The organism is Streptomyces sp. NPDC059443 (assembly GCF_042750105.1).
Classification (GTDB): domain Bacteria; phylum Actinomycetota; class Actinomycetes; order Streptomycetales; family Streptomycetaceae; genus Streptomyces.
Genome location: NZ_JBHYVM010000004.1, coordinates 1 through 14,798 on the forward strand (window position 1 = coordinate 1; position 14,798 = coordinate 14,798).

General features: G+C 72.4%; 13 protein-coding genes and 1 pseudogene. 7 read left to right on the forward strand and 7 right to left on the reverse strand.

Translation table 11 applies throughout. From position 1 onward, the window contains the following. The 3 genes and pseudogenes from ACFXDJ_RS04595 to rox all read left to right on the forward strand — a co-directional run. Positions 1 to 228, forward strand: a pseudogene (locus tag ACFXDJ_RS04595) (ABC transporter ATP-binding protein); the annotation flags it as partial. Beyond that, positions 225 to 1,064 (forward strand): ABC transporter permease, encoded by an 840-nt coding sequence (locus ACFXDJ_RS04600; protein ID WP_384847777.1) that lies wholly within the window; start codon positions 225 to 227, stop codon positions 1,062 to 1,064. The pseudogene ACFXDJ_RS04595 and the gene ACFXDJ_RS04600, both read left to right, overlap by 4 nt. A 190-nt stretch (positions 1,065 to 1,254) precedes the next feature. Then, positions 1,255 to 2,700: a rifampin monooxygenase gene (gene rox / locus ACFXDJ_RS04605; protein WP_384662440.1), complete on the forward strand. Its 1,446-nt coding sequence runs from the start codon at positions 1,255 to 1,257 to the stop codon at positions 2,698 to 2,700. A 63-nt stretch (positions 2,701 to 2,763) separates the two neighbouring features. Here the strand turns inward: rox and ACFXDJ_RS04610 are convergent, their stop codons facing one another. The 5 genes from ACFXDJ_RS04610 to dacB form a co-directional block, all read right to left on the reverse strand. After that, entirely contained in the window at positions 2,764 to 3,015 is a 252-nt protein-coding gene (locus ACFXDJ_RS04610) for an EF-hand domain-containing protein (protein ID WP_384662437.1), read from the reverse strand. Positions 3,016 to 3,108: 93 nt separating this feature from the next. Then, a complete protein-coding gene (locus tag ACFXDJ_RS04615) occupies positions 3,109 to 4,740 on the reverse strand; it encodes a VWA domain-containing protein (RefSeq protein WP_384662434.1) in 1,632 nt (543 codons plus the stop codon). 111 nt (positions 4,741 to 4,851) lie between these two features. Beyond that, positions 4,852 to 5,706: an alpha/beta fold hydrolase gene (locus ACFXDJ_RS04620; protein WP_384662431.1), complete on the reverse strand. Its 855-nt coding sequence runs from the start codon at positions 5,704 to 5,706 to the stop codon at positions 4,852 to 4,854. Next, entirely contained in the window at positions 5,703 to 6,296 is a 594-nt protein-coding gene (locus tag ACFXDJ_RS04625) for a TetR/AcrR family transcriptional regulator (protein ID WP_384662429.1), read from the reverse strand. The genes ACFXDJ_RS04620 and ACFXDJ_RS04625 overlap by 4 nt, the downstream gene beginning before the upstream one ends. A 74-nt stretch (positions 6,297 to 6,370) precedes the next feature. Next, positions 6,371 to 7,816: a D-alanyl-D-alanine carboxypeptidase/D-alanyl-D-alanine-endopeptidase gene (gene dacB / locus ACFXDJ_RS04630; RefSeq protein ID WP_384662427.1), complete on the reverse strand. Its 1,446-nt coding sequence runs from the start codon at positions 7,814 to 7,816 to the stop codon at positions 6,371 to 6,373. Positions 7,817 to 8,163: 347 nt separating this feature from the next. Here dacB and thpR point away from each other — a divergent pair, with 347 nt between their 5' ends. From thpR to ACFXDJ_RS04645, 3 genes are read left to right on the forward strand one after another with little or no spacing between them, the layout of a single operon-like run. Beyond that, the gene (gene thpR, locus ACFXDJ_RS04635; protein WP_384847780.1) at positions 8,164 to 8,748 is read left to right on the forward strand and encodes an RNA 2',3'-cyclic phosphodiesterase; all 585 of its coding nucleotides are present in this window, start codon (positions 8,164 to 8,166) and stop codon (positions 8,746 to 8,748) included. Positions 8,749 to 8,797: 49 nt separating this feature from the next. Continuing rightward, the gene (locus ACFXDJ_RS04640; protein WP_384656948.1) at positions 8,798 to 9,739 is read left to right on the forward strand and encodes an NAD-dependent epimerase/dehydratase family protein; all 942 of its coding nucleotides are present in this window, start codon (positions 8,798 to 8,800) and stop codon (positions 9,737 to 9,739) included. Positions 9,740 to 9,770: 31 nt separating this feature from the next. Continuing rightward, positions 9,771 to 9,974 carry a hypothetical protein gene (locus ACFXDJ_RS04645; protein ID WP_384656951.1) on the forward strand — a complete coding sequence of 68 codons (204 nt, stop codon included), beginning with the start codon at positions 9,771 to 9,773 and terminating at the stop codon, positions 9,972 to 9,974. Positions 9,975 to 9,997: 23 nt separating this feature from the next. Here ACFXDJ_RS04645 and ACFXDJ_RS04650 read toward each other — a convergent pair whose 3' ends face one another. Continuing rightward, positions 9,998 to 11,257 carry an MFS transporter gene (locus ACFXDJ_RS04650; protein ID WP_384656954.1) on the reverse strand — a complete coding sequence of 420 codons (1,260 nt, stop codon included), beginning with the start codon at positions 11,255 to 11,257 and terminating at the stop codon, positions 9,998 to 10,000. Between the two features lie 317 nt (positions 11,258 to 11,574). Between ACFXDJ_RS04650 and ACFXDJ_RS04655 the strand changes: the two genes are divergently transcribed. Continuing rightward, positions 11,575 to 14,226 carry a SpoIIE family protein phosphatase gene (locus ACFXDJ_RS04655; RefSeq protein ID WP_384656957.1) on the forward strand — a complete coding sequence of 884 codons (2,652 nt, stop codon included), beginning with the start codon at positions 11,575 to 11,577 and terminating at the stop codon, positions 14,224 to 14,226. 34 nt (positions 14,227 to 14,260) lie between these two features. Here ACFXDJ_RS04655 and ACFXDJ_RS04660 read toward each other — a convergent pair whose 3' ends face one another. Continuing rightward, positions 14,261 to 14,737 carry an Lrp/AsnC family transcriptional regulator gene (locus tag ACFXDJ_RS04660; protein WP_384656959.1) on the reverse strand — a complete coding sequence of 159 codons (477 nt, stop codon included), beginning with the start codon at positions 14,735 to 14,737 and terminating at the stop codon, positions 14,261 to 14,263. Between the last annotated feature and the right edge of the window lie 61 nt (positions 14,738 to 14,798).

The window sequence follows — 14,798 nt, forward strand, 5'->3', positions numbered from 1 at the left end:
GAGCTGACCGCGGTACTGACCGCCGCGGGCGGCCTGGTCGAGCCGGAGGGCTCGGCGGGCGCCGAGAAACTCACCGTGACCGGACTCCCCTCGGACCGGATCGCCACGCTCGCCTTCGAGAACGGAATCCTCCTCACCGAACTCACCACCCGGACCGCCTCCCTGGAAGAGGCCTTCATGGAACTCACCGCCGACAGCGTCGAATACCAGGCAGGACAGCCCCGATGACCACACTCGCCCCCTCCGCCGCGTCCTCCTCCTCGTCCACGCCGTACCTTCTGGATCCGCCCGCCCGCTTCCGCGATCTGGTCGCCTCCGAATGGATCAAGACGCGGTCCCTGCGCTCCACCCCGTGGGCCCTGGCATTCATCACCCTCTTCGTCATCGGATCCGCCGCCGTGGCCACGCTCGCCGACAAGGCCGCGGGCTCCGAACCCGGCAGCTTCCTGGCCTACGACTCCTTCTCGTCGCCCGGCTACATGACGCTGATGCTCTTCGCCGGCAGCATGGGCGCCCTCACCGTCGTCAGCGAATACAGCAGCGGCCTGATCCGCACCACCTTCGCGGCCGTCCCCGCCCGAGGCGCGGTCGTACTGGCCAAGGCGGTCGTCACCGCCCTGCTGTGGACCGCGGTCGGCACGGCCGCCGCCCTCGGATCCTTCCTCGTCTCCCAGGCCATCCTGAACGGGCACGGCGCCGCCGTCGCGATCACCCACCCCGACGTGTTCCGCCCGCTGCTGGCCTCCGCGCTGCTGGCCCCGGTGTGCGCCCTGACCGGCCTGGGCCTCGGCGTCCTGATCCGGCACGCCGCCGGGACCATGCTTGCCACCGTCTTCGGCCTGCTGATGCTCGCCCCCATGTTCTCCGAGAGCAACCGCTGGTCGGCGGACGTCAAGCACACGATGGTGTCGTCCGCCTGGGCCCGCCTCGTCCAGACATACGAGCCGAATCCCGACTCCCTGGGCTACAGCGCCACCCTCCCCGGCGCCTGGGCCGTGTTCGCCCTCTGGCCGCTGATCGCCATCGCCCTCGCCGTGGTCGTCGTACGCCGCCGCGACGTGTGAGGGTCCCGAGGCCACCGTTTCCACACCTCGGGGCAAAAGACAAGGGCAAGGAGATTGGCCGCTCCTTGCCCTTCTCAACATATAGCGCACGGGGGGCCTTGCGGCAAGGCCCCCTTCATGCCGCAAAATCGCCATTCGAATCCAGAACCGCGGAAATCAGGGATTCGGCTTGTCGAATGGGGCGGTATTCGTGACCGACGTAATTGACGTAATTGACGTGATCGTTGCCGGCGCAGGACCGACCGGCGTGATGCTGGCCGCCGAATTGCGGCTGCACGGTGTGCGCGTCGTAGTGCTGGAGAGGGAAGCGGAGCCGACCAGGGTCGTGCGCGCGCTCGGGCTGCACTCGCGCAGCGTCGAGGTGATGGACCAGCGCGGGCTGCTGGAGCGGTTCCTCCCGCTCGGCCGGCAGTACCCGGTCGGCGGGTTCTTCGCCGGCATCACCAAGCCGGCGCCGGACCGGCTGGACACCGCGCATCCGTACGTCCTCGGCATCCCGCAGACCACCGTCGACCGCCTGCTGACCGAGCGCGCCACCGAGCTCGGCGTCGAGATCCGGCGCGGCTGCGGACTGGTCGGGCTGAGCCAGGACGCACACGGTGTGACGGTCGGGCTGGCCGACGGTACGGAGCTGCGCTCGCGCTACCTCGTCGGCTGCGACGGCGGCCGCAGCACGGTGCGCAAGCTGCTCGGCGTCGACTTCCCCGGCGAGCCGACCAGGGCCGATACGCTGCTGGGCGAGGTGGAGCTGACCGCGCCGCCGGAGACGGTCAGCGCCGTGGTGGCCGAAGTCCGCAAGACCCAGCTGTGGTTCGGCGCCATGCCCCTCGGGGACGGGACGTACCGCGTGGTCGCGCCCGCCGCCGGGGTGGCCGAGGACCGCAGGGTCCCACCGACCCTGGACGAGCTGAAGCAGCGGATGCGGGAGGCCGGCGGCACGGACTTCGGCGCCCACTCACCGCGCTGGCTGTCCCGCTTCGGCGATGCCACCCGGCTGGCCGAGCGCTACCGGACCGGCCGGGTGCTGCTGGCCGGCGACGCGGCGCACGTACACCCGCCGGTGGGCGGGCAGGGGCTCAACCTCGGTGTCCAGGACGCGTTCAACCTCGGCTGGAAACTCGCCGCCGAGGTGAACGGCTGGGCACCGGAGGGGCTGCTGGACAGCTATCACGCCGAGCGGCGCCCGGTGGCCGCCGACGTGCTGGACAACACCCGTGCGCAGATGCAGCTGATGTCCCCCGAACCGAACGCCAGGGCGCTGCGCCGGCTGCTCTCGGAACTGATGGAATTCGAGAACGTGAACCGGCACCTGACCGAGAAGATCATCGCGATCGGGATCCGCTACGACCTCGGCGAGGGCCACGAACTGCTCGGTCGCCGGCTGCGGGACATCGGGCTGAAGCGGGGTCGCCTCTACGAGCTGACGCACGGCGGCCGCGGACTGCTGCTCGACCAGACCGGCCGGCTCTCGGTGGCGGGCTGGGCGGACCGGGTCGACCACGTGGTCGACGTCAGCGAGGAGCTGGACGTTCCCGCGGTGCTGCTGCGGCCGGACGGCCACGTGGCCTGGGCCGGCGAGGACCAGCGGGACCTGCTCGACCACCTGCCCCGGTGGTTCGGCGCCGCCACGGGCTGAGCGCGCGGTGACGTGACGCACGCGCCGGGCCGGGCCTCGCCTCGCCTCGCCGGGCCGGGCCGGCTACCAGCCGAAGCGGCGGTCGACCTCGCGCTCGAACTCCTCGAAGGTCAGGACCCCGTCACCGTCCAGGTTGGCCCGGTCGAAGAGGGCCGAGGAGGCGTCCGCGTCACCCACTCCCCAGAAGGGCAGGTCCCCTGCGGCGGCGAGGGTGGGTCCCTTCGTACGCAGGGCGCTGATCACCTCGGCGCGCGTCAGGACGCCGTCACTGTTGAGATCCAGCGCGTCGAAGAGCTTGCGGGCCTTGGCGCTCATGACGTGGTCCTTTCACCGGGGGTCCGGCGGGACGGAGATCCGCCGGACCATCAGCCTACGACCCGCCCCGCGGGACGAGGGGGGCGCACCACGTCATCCGGGCAGTCGGCCGGCCTGACGGACCGACTCCGCCAGTTGACGCACTTCGGGGTCCTCCGTGCGGTCCGCCAGCCGCTGTGCGTGACCGGCGAGCTGGTCCAGAGAGACTGCGCCCGGCACCCGCTCCCAGCCGCCGCCGCGCTCCCGCAGCGCGGAGGCGAAGTAGGCCGCCACCGCCGTGACCTGGAGGCGCGGGGGCGCCTCGGTCCACAGGTCTCCCCGTAGCGCAGTCTCCTCTACCCCGCCGGACGCCTCGTGCGGGGCGCGGGTGCGCGGGTCCAACCAGCGCACCGTCGCCGTCGCCACGTGCCCGGTCGCGCCGGGGCGCAGCCGTACCGCGTACAGGGCGGTCACCGTATGACCTGCACCGACCTCGCCACCGTCCACCTTGTCGTTGCGGAAGTCCTCGTCGGCGACCTTGCGGTCGTCGTAGCCGATGAGCCGGAACCGTTCGACGGTCTGCGGGTCGAAGGAGACCTGCGCCTTGGCGTCCCGGGCCCGCAGTTCGATCTGCGCGGGGAGTTCGTCGCAGAAGACCTTGCGCGCGCCTTCGGTGTCGGAGACGTAGGTGGTGTGGCCGTCGCCCCGGTCGGCAAGGCGTTCCATGAAGGCGTCGTTGTACTCGCTGCCCACGCCCACGCCGAACAGGGTGATCCCGTGCTCGGTACGGGCGCCGGAGATCCGCTTGAGGATGGCGTCGGCGGAGGTGGCGCCGACGTTGGCGAGGGCGTCGGAGAGCAGGACGACCCGGTTGGTGGCTCCGGGCCGCAGCGATTTGACCGCCTCGTCGTATCCGCGGGTGATGCCCGCCTCGACGTTGGTGGAGTCGTCGGCGCTCAGTCCGTCGACGATCCGGTGGATCTGGTCGCGGTGGCCCTCGACGCGGGTCATCGCGAGCCGGGTACGGGCCTTGCCGCTGAAGGCGACGATGGCGACCGAGTCGTCGTCGCGCAGCTGGTCGGTCATCAGGTTCATGGAGGTGCGGACGAGGTCGAGTCGGCCGTGCTCCCCCATGGAGCCGGAGACGTCGACGACGAAGGTGAGGGCGGCGGGCGGGCGGCGCTCCTCGCCGTCCGCACCGTGTCCCGCGGAGCGGGTGGCCAGGCCGACGCGGACCAGGGACCAGCCGGGGTCGTCGGTCCGGGCGCCGTCGACGGTGACCGAGAAGCCGTCGCCGTCGGGCTCCGGGTAGTCCTGCCGGAAGCTGTTGACGAACTCTTCGGGGCGGACGGTGGCGGGGTCGGGGAGGTGGCCGTCGGCGAGCGTGCGGCGGGCGTACCCGTAACTGGCGGTGTCCACGTCGAGCCCGAAGGTGGAGAGGTAGTCGGGGGGCGGGGCGGTGGGGAGCCGTCCGTCGGACTCTCCTTCGGCGCCGCCTCCGGGGGAGGGTGCCGCGGGTCTCGGTCTCGCGGCGCCGCCGTTCCAGCCGCGTTCGGCGGAGGCCCCGTTCGAGCCTCCGCCTCCGCTGTATCCGCAGCCGGTCAGCAGCAGTCCGGCCGCGGCGAGTCCGGCGATCAGCCTGCCGCGCCTTCTTCTCCGGGCTGGGCGGGGTGTGCGAGGTGCGCGGTCCTGATGAGGCGTCACAGCTGCTCCCTCGAAGCGTCGTCGGTGTTGAATTGGACGCATGAGAGGGGCTGTTGGAGCTGTCGAAGTCATTCCGAACGGATATCGAAGCGACAACGGCAGGCGGAACATCAAGGTCTGGCATCGATTTCAACTCGGAACGCGCCGCCGGGGTTACCCCCGGAAGACCTTCCGGAGGAGTTCGCCGAACTCGGCGGGGTGCGTGGTCAGGCCGGTGTGTCCACCGGGGAAGTGCAGGAGTTCCGTACCGAGCCGTCCGGCCAGGAACTCGGCCGGACGGTACGGCAGTTCGCCGCGCGAGTCCTGGCCGCAGGCGAGCACGAGCCGGTCCGACACCGCCTCCAGCCGGCGGATGTCCGGGGTGTAGGACATGAAGGCGGGCACGATGCGCCCGACGAAGTACGGCAGGTCGGCCATCGTCTGCTCGGCCCGTGCCGCGGCCTGGGGCGGAAGCCGCACCCCGGCCTTGGGCCCGTCACTGTCGCCGGTGTCGCCGGTCTCGCCGGCTTTCTTCAGTCCGGCGGCGAACACCGCCATGGCCGGCATGAGCCCCTGCGTGCGCAACGCCTCTTGCACGCGTGCGAGGAGCGCGCGGTGCGCGGCGGCGTCCGGGAGGACCTCCACCAGCGGCGGTTCGTGCGCTACGAGGCGTTCGACGCAGCCGGGATGGGCGGTGAGCAGGTGCACGGCGGCGATCGCGCCCGAACTGGCGGCGAACACCCGGGCCGGTTCACCGGGCGACAGCAGTTCCAGCAGGCGCAGGGCGTCGTCGGCGTGCTCCTCCACCCGCTGCTCGGCCTCGGGATCGTCCAGTGGGCTTCGGTGAATGCCGCGCGGGTCGTAGGTCGCGACGGTGTACTCGGCGGCCAGCTCTTCCGCCACCCCGTCGAAGGCGGCCGCGCCGCCCGTCCCTCCGGGGATCAGCAGCAGGAGCGGGCCCCGGCCCCGCACTTCGTAGTGCAGGGTCGCGCCGTTCACGCGCAGGCTGCCGATGGTCGGGGCGGTCATGAGGGGACTCCTTCTCGGGACGGGGGCCAGTGCTCCAGGAGGGTGTGCAGGGCGTCGAGGGCGCGGATCCAGGAGTCCTGGGGCGAGCGCTCGTGCGCGAACCCGCCGGCTGCCTCCAGGGCGACGAACCCGTGGAACGTGCTGCGCAGCAACCGGACCGCGTCGGTCAGGTCGGGCTCGGCCAGTCCGTACCCGCGCAGGATTCCGTAGGTCAGCTCGACCGCGCGCCGCGGTCCGGGCGCCCGTGCGGCCAGTTCGGGGTCGATGCGGATCCCGGCCTGCGTCGCCGCGTAGCGGCCGGGGTGGCTGTGCGCGTACTCCCGCCAGGCGTCGGCGAACGCGACGAGCGCGTCCTTGCCCGCCCGCCCGGCGGTGGCCTCCGCGATGCGGATGGTCTTCTCGTCCGCCGCCAGCAGCGCGATCCTTCCGCGCAGGTCCTCCAGGCCGCGCACGTGCGCGTAGAGGCTCGCGTCCTTCACGCCCAGCCGCCGCGCCACCTGCGACATGGTCACCCGGTCGAGTCCGACCTCGTCCGCCAGCTCGGCGCCCGCGATCGTCACCCGCTCCGGCGTCAGCCCTGCCCGCGCCATACGCCTCCACCTTTCCTAGGGTTCCTAGTTTTAACCTAAGAGTCCTAGGCGAGCAACTGCCGGAGGGCCGACGGTCAGGGCGACTCCTGGAGGTAGGCGGCAATCAGGGCGAGGTCGTTGGCGATCGACAAGATGCCGGCGGGGTTCGTGGTCGGTGTGGACGCCCCGTTGACCCCGGCGTAGAAGGTGTCGAAGCGGCCGCCGCCCTTGTCGAGGTAGCCGGCGATGGTGATGGCGCCGACGGCCAACCGGTCGTTCAGGGAGTCCCCTCCGACGGCCGCGCCGGTCTTCGCGAAGACCTTGCCGCGCGCCGGGCAGCTCCGGCAGTTGTCGGCCAGCAGACCGTCCACCCCGAGGACGGGCAGGGCCTCCCGGAAGAGCTTGGCGTCCGGGGTGCGCTGCCAATAGGCCAGCATCTGCACCAGTGCCTGGGGCGTGGCCCGGTCGGCGGGGTTGCCGCCCCGGCCGTCCATGAGCTGTACCTGGCTTCGGTCGACGCCCACCCGGTCGAGGAAGGCGGCCAGCACCGGGAAGCCGTCGGCGCACTGGTGGCTGCCGGTGGTGACGGCCATCAGGCAGATGCCGAGGTTGGCGCCCAGGTTGTGGCTGACCTTGAGGATCAGCTTCGCGTACTGCGCGTACGGCGGTGAGGTGTACGCCGCCACCCGCGGGCGGCCCGCGTAGTCGCGCGGCAGTCGGGCCGCCGGGTTGGGTCCCGTCGCGGCGGCGGTGACCTTCACCCCGGCCCGGCCCAGCGCCTCGATGAGCGCGGTCCGGCCGAAGGCGTCCGGATCCGTGATCGGGGAGGTGCGCAGCAGCGGCTCGGCGTCGGCCGCGATGGTGCCGGACAGCCGGATCCGGGTGCCGCCGTCGGTGGCCGTCACCGTGACCCCGGCCGGTTTCCCGGCCGCGACGGTCGTCACCGTGGAGGTGACCTCGTACGGCGCGACCTTGGGCCGCCAGTCGACCCGGGCCTTCGCGCCCGGACCGGCCCCGGGCGTGGTCAGCAGGTCGATGAGGTTGTCGTTGACGATCAGCGGTGTCGGGGTGGGGACGAGGACCGGGTCGGGGTCGAAGAGCCGGCTGTCGACGAGCACGTCGCCGTCGACGCGCGTGATGCCGGAGTGGCGGACCTGCGCCGCGAGCTGGTCGATGCCGGCGAGCGGGTTCTGCGGGGTGAGCGTCGCCCCGGGGAAGTCGTTGGCGTAGGTGTGGTCGAGGTCTGTGTACGCGACCGTGCCGTCGGGGCGCGTCCGGCCGCCGAGGGTGAGGTCTCCCTGGGCGACGAGGTCGAGGTCGCCGGTCAGCGTGGTCCCGTTGCGCTCCCCCACCGCGTAGACGGGGGTCACGGAGCGGTGGTCCGTGCCGAGGGTGCGCCAGGTGCCGGAGACGGGGAACAGTTTCGCGGTGGAGCCCGGGATGAAGAACTGCCCGGGGAACAGGCTGTGCTCCACCCGCCCGCCGGCCGGTTCGCTCTGCAGGAGGCCCCACTGGGCATCGCGGTACTCCGGCTTCCGCATGATCTCCGTGATGCGCGGGTCGAGTCGGCCCGGATCCCCCACGCCGGACGGAAACGGCGACGGGGAGGGGGAGGGGGAAGGGGAAGGGGAAGGGGAAGGGGAAGGCGACGGGGCCGCGCGGGCCCCCGTACTCAGTGCGAGCGTCACCAGCAGGAGGGCGGCGCACCCGGCGGCCGCACGGCGCCACGGCGCCGCACCGCGGATCGGATTTCCCACAGCACGCTCCGTTCGTCGCGGCTGCCGTCTCCCCGGACCCCGGGGCATGTGAACAGCGTGGCACGGCACGGATCGGCTCGCCCGTCACCGGGACCTGTGGGCGGGGTGGCCGATGGTGTACGAATTCCTTCGTGAACGAACAGATCCAGCCCCCGACCATCCGCGTCTTCATAGCGCTCGCCCCGCCCGACGACGCGAAGGAAGAGCTGGCCCGGGAACTGCGGCCCGCCTACGAGGCGTACCCGCGCATGCGCTGGAACCGCATCGAGGACTGGCACATCACCCTGGCGTTCCTCGGCGAGCTCCCCGTCGCGACGGCCGCGCTCCTGCGGCCGCCGCTCGCGGGCCTCGCGGCGACGCGCCGGCCCCTGGAACTGGCCATGCGCGGCGGCGGGCACTTCGACGAGCGGGTGCTGTGGACCGGCATCGAGGGAGAGCTCGAAGGGCTGCACCAGCTCGCCGCCGAGGTCCGTGACGTGGTCAGGGACATCGGCGTGCCCTACGAGGGCCGCCCGCTGCGCCCCCACCTGACACTGGCGCGCTCCCGCCGCGACGATCGGTCCAGCGCCACGGAGGCCGCCAGCGGGCTCGCCGCGTTCACGGGGCGCCGGTGGCCGGCCGAACGCCTGCACCTGGTCGGCAGCAACATCGGCCGCGGCCCGGGGCCGATCCACTACCGCGACATCGAGGCGTGGAGCTTCGACGGCGAGCGCTGAACGGGCAACGGCCGTAACCCACTTCCCCGAGACCGTTTAGGGTTTGGGCGTGAGCTTTCATGTCGTCATAGGATTCGGGCCCGCCGGTGCCGCCACGGCTCGGCTGCTGGCCGAGCAGGGCCATACGGTGCGGGTCGTCACCTCGTCGGGCCGAAGCCCCGAACCGGGGATCGAGCACGTCGCGTTCGACGCGTCGGACAGCGGGCGGCTGACCGAAGCCGCGCGGGGCGCGGCCGCGATCTACAGCTGCGCCGGGCATCCCTACCCGCGCTGGGCGAGCGCCTGGCCGCCGCTCGCCTCCTCGCTCTGCGCCGCCGCCGAGGCGACCGGGGCGGTGCTGGTCATGCTGGGGAACCTCTACGGCTACGGCCCGGTGGACGTTCCCATGACCGAGGACCTGCCGCTCGCGGCCACGGGCCCCAAGGGCCGGGTGCGCGCCTCCGTGTGGGAGCAGGCGCGGAACCTGCACGACCAGGGCCGCATCCGCGCGGTCGAGGTGCGGGCCTCGGACTTCTTCGGGCCCTCGGTGACCGATGGCGGCCACCTGGCGGCGCGGGTGATGCCGGGGCTGCTGCGCGGCAAGCCGGTCTCCGCGCTCGGCGACCCGGACGCCCCGCACAGCTGGACCTACCTCCCCGATGTGGCCGGCGCGCTGGTCGAGGTCGCCGCGGAGGAACGGGCCTGGGGGCGGCCCTGGCACGTCCCGACGGAACCGGCCCTGTCCGTACGGGAGATGACCGGCCTCCTTTCCACCCAGGCGGGATCGGGACCGGTCGCGGTGCGCCGGATCCCGCCGGCAGTGCTGGGTGTGTCCTCGCTGTTCTCCCCGATGATCCGCGAACTGAAGGAGATCCGGTATCAGTTCGACCGTCCCTTCGTCGTTGATTCGAGCGCCTACGAGGCGGAGTTCGCCCTGCGGGCCACCCCCGTCGGCGAACAGGTCAAGACGACCGTGGACTGGTGGCGCGAGCGGCGGGCCGCCACCGCGTGACCCGCCCGGCGCCGTCGGCGTTGTTGCCGGTATGGACGAGACTTCCGAACTCCTCGACATCCTGCTCGACGGCGCCACCGAGCAGCGCCTGAAGCTGATCAGCGGGGACGAGGCGAGGGCCCTGATGGTGCTCCTGGGCTTCCTGGACGACGACGGCCAGCCCGAGGACGTCCGTCGGACCGCGGCCGAGATGCGGTTCCGCCTCGCGTCCCGCCTCGCCTCTCCTCCCGCCTGAACCCTCCGGGCGGTCGGGGATTTTCAACCGACCCTGTGTCCGGGGGTGCCGGCGCCGTCCGCGGCCTCGGCGGACTCGGCGGCGCTCTCGGCCGCCGAGGTCATCGCCGCGAGCCTTCGTACACTGGAGCGCCGCTGTACTACGGACAGGCCCGCCACCGCCGCCCCGAGTACGAGCCAGCCCGCCGGTCCGGCCGTCATCACCGCGCCCGTCAGCAGCAGCGGCCCGGCGGACTTCTGGACGGACTGGGCCATGCCCGCCACTCCGAGGTAGGAGGCCCTCGCCCGCTCGGGCGCGAGGGAGACCGCCAGCTCCCAGGAGGTCACCGAGCGCATCAGCTCCGCCGCGGTGACCAGCACCGCCGCGGCCAGCAGGGCGGCCGAGGCGGTCCAGGAGCCTCCTCCCGTCGACGCGGCCAGGAGGACGCAGCAGGCGAGCAGCGTGAGCCCGTAGACGAGGACCGCTCCCGTGGCCCGGCGCGGCCCTTCGACCCTGGCCGACACGCGGATCTGGAGCAGGACGACGAGCACGGTGTTGATCACGAGGAAGGCCGGGACCAGGGCGTGCGGTGCGTCGGTGTGGTCCACCAGCCACAGCGGCAGCCCGACGTTGAGGATCGAGTCGTCCAGGCTCAGCGGGATGTCCAGCAGGACGAACCGGAGGTATCCGCGGTCCCGCCAGGGGCTTTCGGCGGGCGGTCCGTCCACCGCGGCGGCGCCGTCACCGGTCCGCGCCGCCACGTGCCCGTGGCCGCGCGGTTCCCGGGTGCGCCAGACCAGCGCGGCGGCCGCCAGGAACGACAGCGCGTTGCCCAGGATCAGCGCCTGGTAGGCACCCTCGGTCCCCACGGCCAGACCGATCGCGGCGATGCCCGCGCCGATCCCGTAGCCGGCGTTGGCCGAACTGCGCGACAGCGCCTGGTACGTGGAACGGCGCTCGCCCGCCACCCGGGTGGCGAAGAGCATCTCCAGCGTCTTGGCCGCCCGGTCGCCGAGGGAGGTGACGGCGACCACGAGCAGCAGCAGGGGGAAGCTGGTGACGACGAGCAGCGCGCAGAGGGTCACGAGCCGCAGGAGGTGGCTGGCGATCAGCAGCGAGCGCACCGGGAACCGCCCCGCCAGGTGGCCCGCGAGCGGTGAGCCGGCGATGCCGGCCACTCCGGCCGCGCCCAGCAGCAGACCCAGTTGCCGGGCGTCCAGTCCGGCCACGAAGGTGAAGTACAGGACCGAGGACGCGGCCCACACCCCCGTACCGGTCCGGTCCAGCAGCTGGGCGAACAGCATGATGCGCGCGTCCCTGCCTCCCGGTGGCCGGCGCAACTGCGCCAGCAGGCCGGCTTGGCCCCGCTCGTCCTTCCGGGTCTCCGTGCCCCGCCGCATCCCAGTCCCCCGCACGATCCCAGTCCCCCACACGCTCGCGAATGTATCTCGATGTCGAGATACATCGCGCAGCCTGCCCCAAAATAATCTTGACGTCAAGATAGTTTGGCTCCGGTACGCCTCCCCCCGCGGCGCGCGGCGCCCGGCCGCCGCACCCCGGGCGACCGGGAGTGCTACAACTGGTTCGTGACCGGTCCTTGCAACCCGTACCGGGGACGTCGGTGCGGTCACTGAGCAGAACGCGCCCGCGAAGCGTCGCCCGCCAGGTATTCGTCCTCCAGGTGGCGATCGTGGTGCTGCTCGCCGCCGCCGCCGTTCTGGCCCTCGTACTCCAGTCGCGCCGCGACATCGACCGCGAGGCCCGCACCCGCTCCGTGGCGGTCGCGGAGAGCTTCGCCCACGCACCCGGGCTGCGCGAGGCCCTGCGGTCCCCCGATCCCTCCGCCATCCTCCAGCCCATCACCGAGGCGACGCGCAAGGCCTCCGGAGTGGACTTCATCGTGGTGATGGACACCCAGGGGATCCGCTACACCCATCCGCTGCCCGACCGCATCGGCAAGCGGTTCGTCGGCACGATCGGCCCCTCGCTGGCCGGCCGGGTCTACACCGAGAGCGTGCACGGCCCCCTGGGCAACGAGATCCAGGCCGTGGTGCCGGTCTTCTCCGGGAACGGCGCGGACGGCCGGGTCGTGGCGCTGGTCTCGGCGGGCCTCACCGTGGAGAACGTCACCGGAGCCTTCGACCGGCAGCTCCCCGTCATCCTCGGCGCCAGCGCCGCGGGCCTCGCCCTGGCCACCGCGGGCGCGGCGCTGATCAGCAGGCGCCTGCGCCGGCAGACCGGCGGACTCGGCCCGCTGGAGATGACCCGGATGTACGAGCACCACGACGCGGTGCTGCACTCCGTGCGGGAGGGCGTGCTGATCATCGACGGCGCCCGGCGGCTGCTGCTCGCGAACGACGAGGCGAAGCGGCTGCTCAGGCTGGGGCCCGGAGCCGAAGGCGCGTACGTCCGGGACCTGCCCGGGCTCGACCGGCAGCTGTCCGACCTGCTGCTGTCCGGCCGGGAGGCCACCGACGAGGTGCACGAGGCCGGGGAGCGGCTGCTGGTGATCAACCAGCGGCCGACCCGACCCGGTGGCGGGCCCGAGGGCTCGGCCGTCACCATCCGCGACTCCACCGACATGCGCGTCCTCAGCGCCAGGGCCGACGCGGCCCGCAGGCGGCTGAGGCTGCTGTACGACGCCGGCGTCGGCGTCGGCACCACCCTCGACGTGGAACGGACGGCCCAGGAGCTGGCCGATGTCGCCGTACCGCGCTTCGCGGACTACGTGACCGTCGATCTGGCGGAGCCCGTCCTCCACGGGGACGAGCCCACCCCGTCGGCGGACCTGCGCCGCACCGGGGTCAGCGGCATCCGGAAGGACTCGCCCCTCTACCCGATGGGCAAGCTGATCGACTTCCTGCCCTCCACGCCCCAGGCGCGCGGCCTCAGCAGCGGCCGGGCCGAGGTGGTCGCCGACCTGGCCGACGCACCCGGCTGGCACGCCCAGGACCCTCCCAGGGCGCAGCAGATCATCGACTACGGGATCCACTCGCTGATCACCGCCCCCCTCAAGGCCCGCGGCGTGGTCCTCGGCGTGGTCAACTTCTGGCGCGCGCGCAAACCTGCCCCTTTCGACGAGGAGGACCTGTCGCTGGCGGAGGAGCTCGTGGCGCGGGCCGGGATCACCATCGACAACGCCCGCCGCTACACCCGCGAACACGCCCTGGCCGTGACGCTCCAGCACAGCCTGCTGCCGCGCGACCTGCCAGAGCAGAGCGCCGTGGAGGTGGCGCACTACTACCTGCCCGCGCACTCCGGGGTCGGCGGCGACTGGTTCGACGTGATCCCGCTCCCCGGCGGCCGGGTCGCGCTCGTCGTGGGCGACGTCGTCGGCCACGGCCTGCACGCCGCGGCCACCATGGGCCGGCTGCGCACCGCCGTGCTCAACTTCTCCTCCCTGGACCTGCCTCCCGACGAACTCCTCGCCCGGCTCGACGACCTCGTCCAGTACATCGACCAGAGCGTGGAGGGCGACGTCGAGGACGGACTGCTCGGAGCCACCTGCCTCTACGCCGTGTACGACGCGGTGACCCAGCGCTGCACGGTGGCCCGCGCGGGGCACGTGCCACCGTTCCTGGTGCGGCCGGACGGCACGGTGGAGATGCCGGACCTGCCCCCGGGCGCGCCCCTGGGGCTGGGCGGCTTCCCCTTCGAGTCGGCGGAGCTGGACCTGAGCGAGGGCACCCAGCTCGTGCTGTACACCGACGGGCTGATCGAAGACCCCGCCCGCGACATCGAGGAGGGGCTCGACCTGCTCCGCTCGGCCCTCGCCCACGCCGACCGGGGGCCCCAGGAGACCTGCCGGGCGATCCTCAAGAAGCTGCTGCCCGTGCGGCCCCGGGACGACGTGGCCGTCCTGGTCGCGCGGACCCGGGCACTGGGGGCGGAGCACATCGCGGAGTGGGAGGTGCCCTTCGAACCGAGCGCCGTCGGGGCCGTCCGGGCCCGGGCGGTGGAGCGGCTGGAGGAATGGGGGCTGTCCGAGCTCGCCTTCGGCACGGAGCTCGTGCTCAGCGAACTCGTCACGAACGCCATCCGCCACGGCGGGGCTCCGGTGCGCGTGCGCCTGCTCCATGACCGGGTGCTGACCTGCGAGGTCTTCGACAGCAGCAGCACCACGCCGCACCTGCGGTACGCCGCCACCACCGACGAGGGGGGCCGCGGGCTCTTCCTGGTGGCTCAGATCAGCCGGAGGTGGGGGGTCCGCTACACCCCCGAGGGGAAGATCATCTGGTCCGAGCAGCAGTTGCCGGACGCCGGGGAGCTCTGAACGGGGCTCACGGGGAGCCCCCGGCGCCCGGGGCTCACCGGGCGCTCGGGCTCGGGCTCGGGCTCGGGTAGATCCGGGACTGTTTCACGCTGCCGTACGCGAAGCTCGATTCGATCGAGGCGATTCCGGGGATGGCGTGGATCCGGTCGCGCACGAGGGCCTCGTACGCCTGGAGGCTTTCGATGACCACCCGGAGCAGGTAGTCGCTGCTTCCGGCCATCAGGTAGCAGTCCTGGATGTGCTCGATGACCGCGACGTGCTCCTCGAAGACCCTGACCGCCTCACCCGTGTGGCGCTCCAGCCGTATCCGCACGAAGACGGTGATCGGGAGTCCGAAGCCGACCTGGTCGACCATCGCCGTGTATCCGCTGATCAGGCCCGCTTCCTCCAGGCGCCGCACCCTGCGCAGACAGGGCGACGGGGAGAGCCGGACCCGGTCGGCGAGGTCCTGGTTGGAGAGCCGCCCGTCGGCCTGCAACTCGCGAATGATGTGCAGATCGACTGCGTCCATGGTCACTCCTTGGCAGATTCTGCCCCAAAGCTATGCCTGAGTGGCAGAACTCGCAATCGAC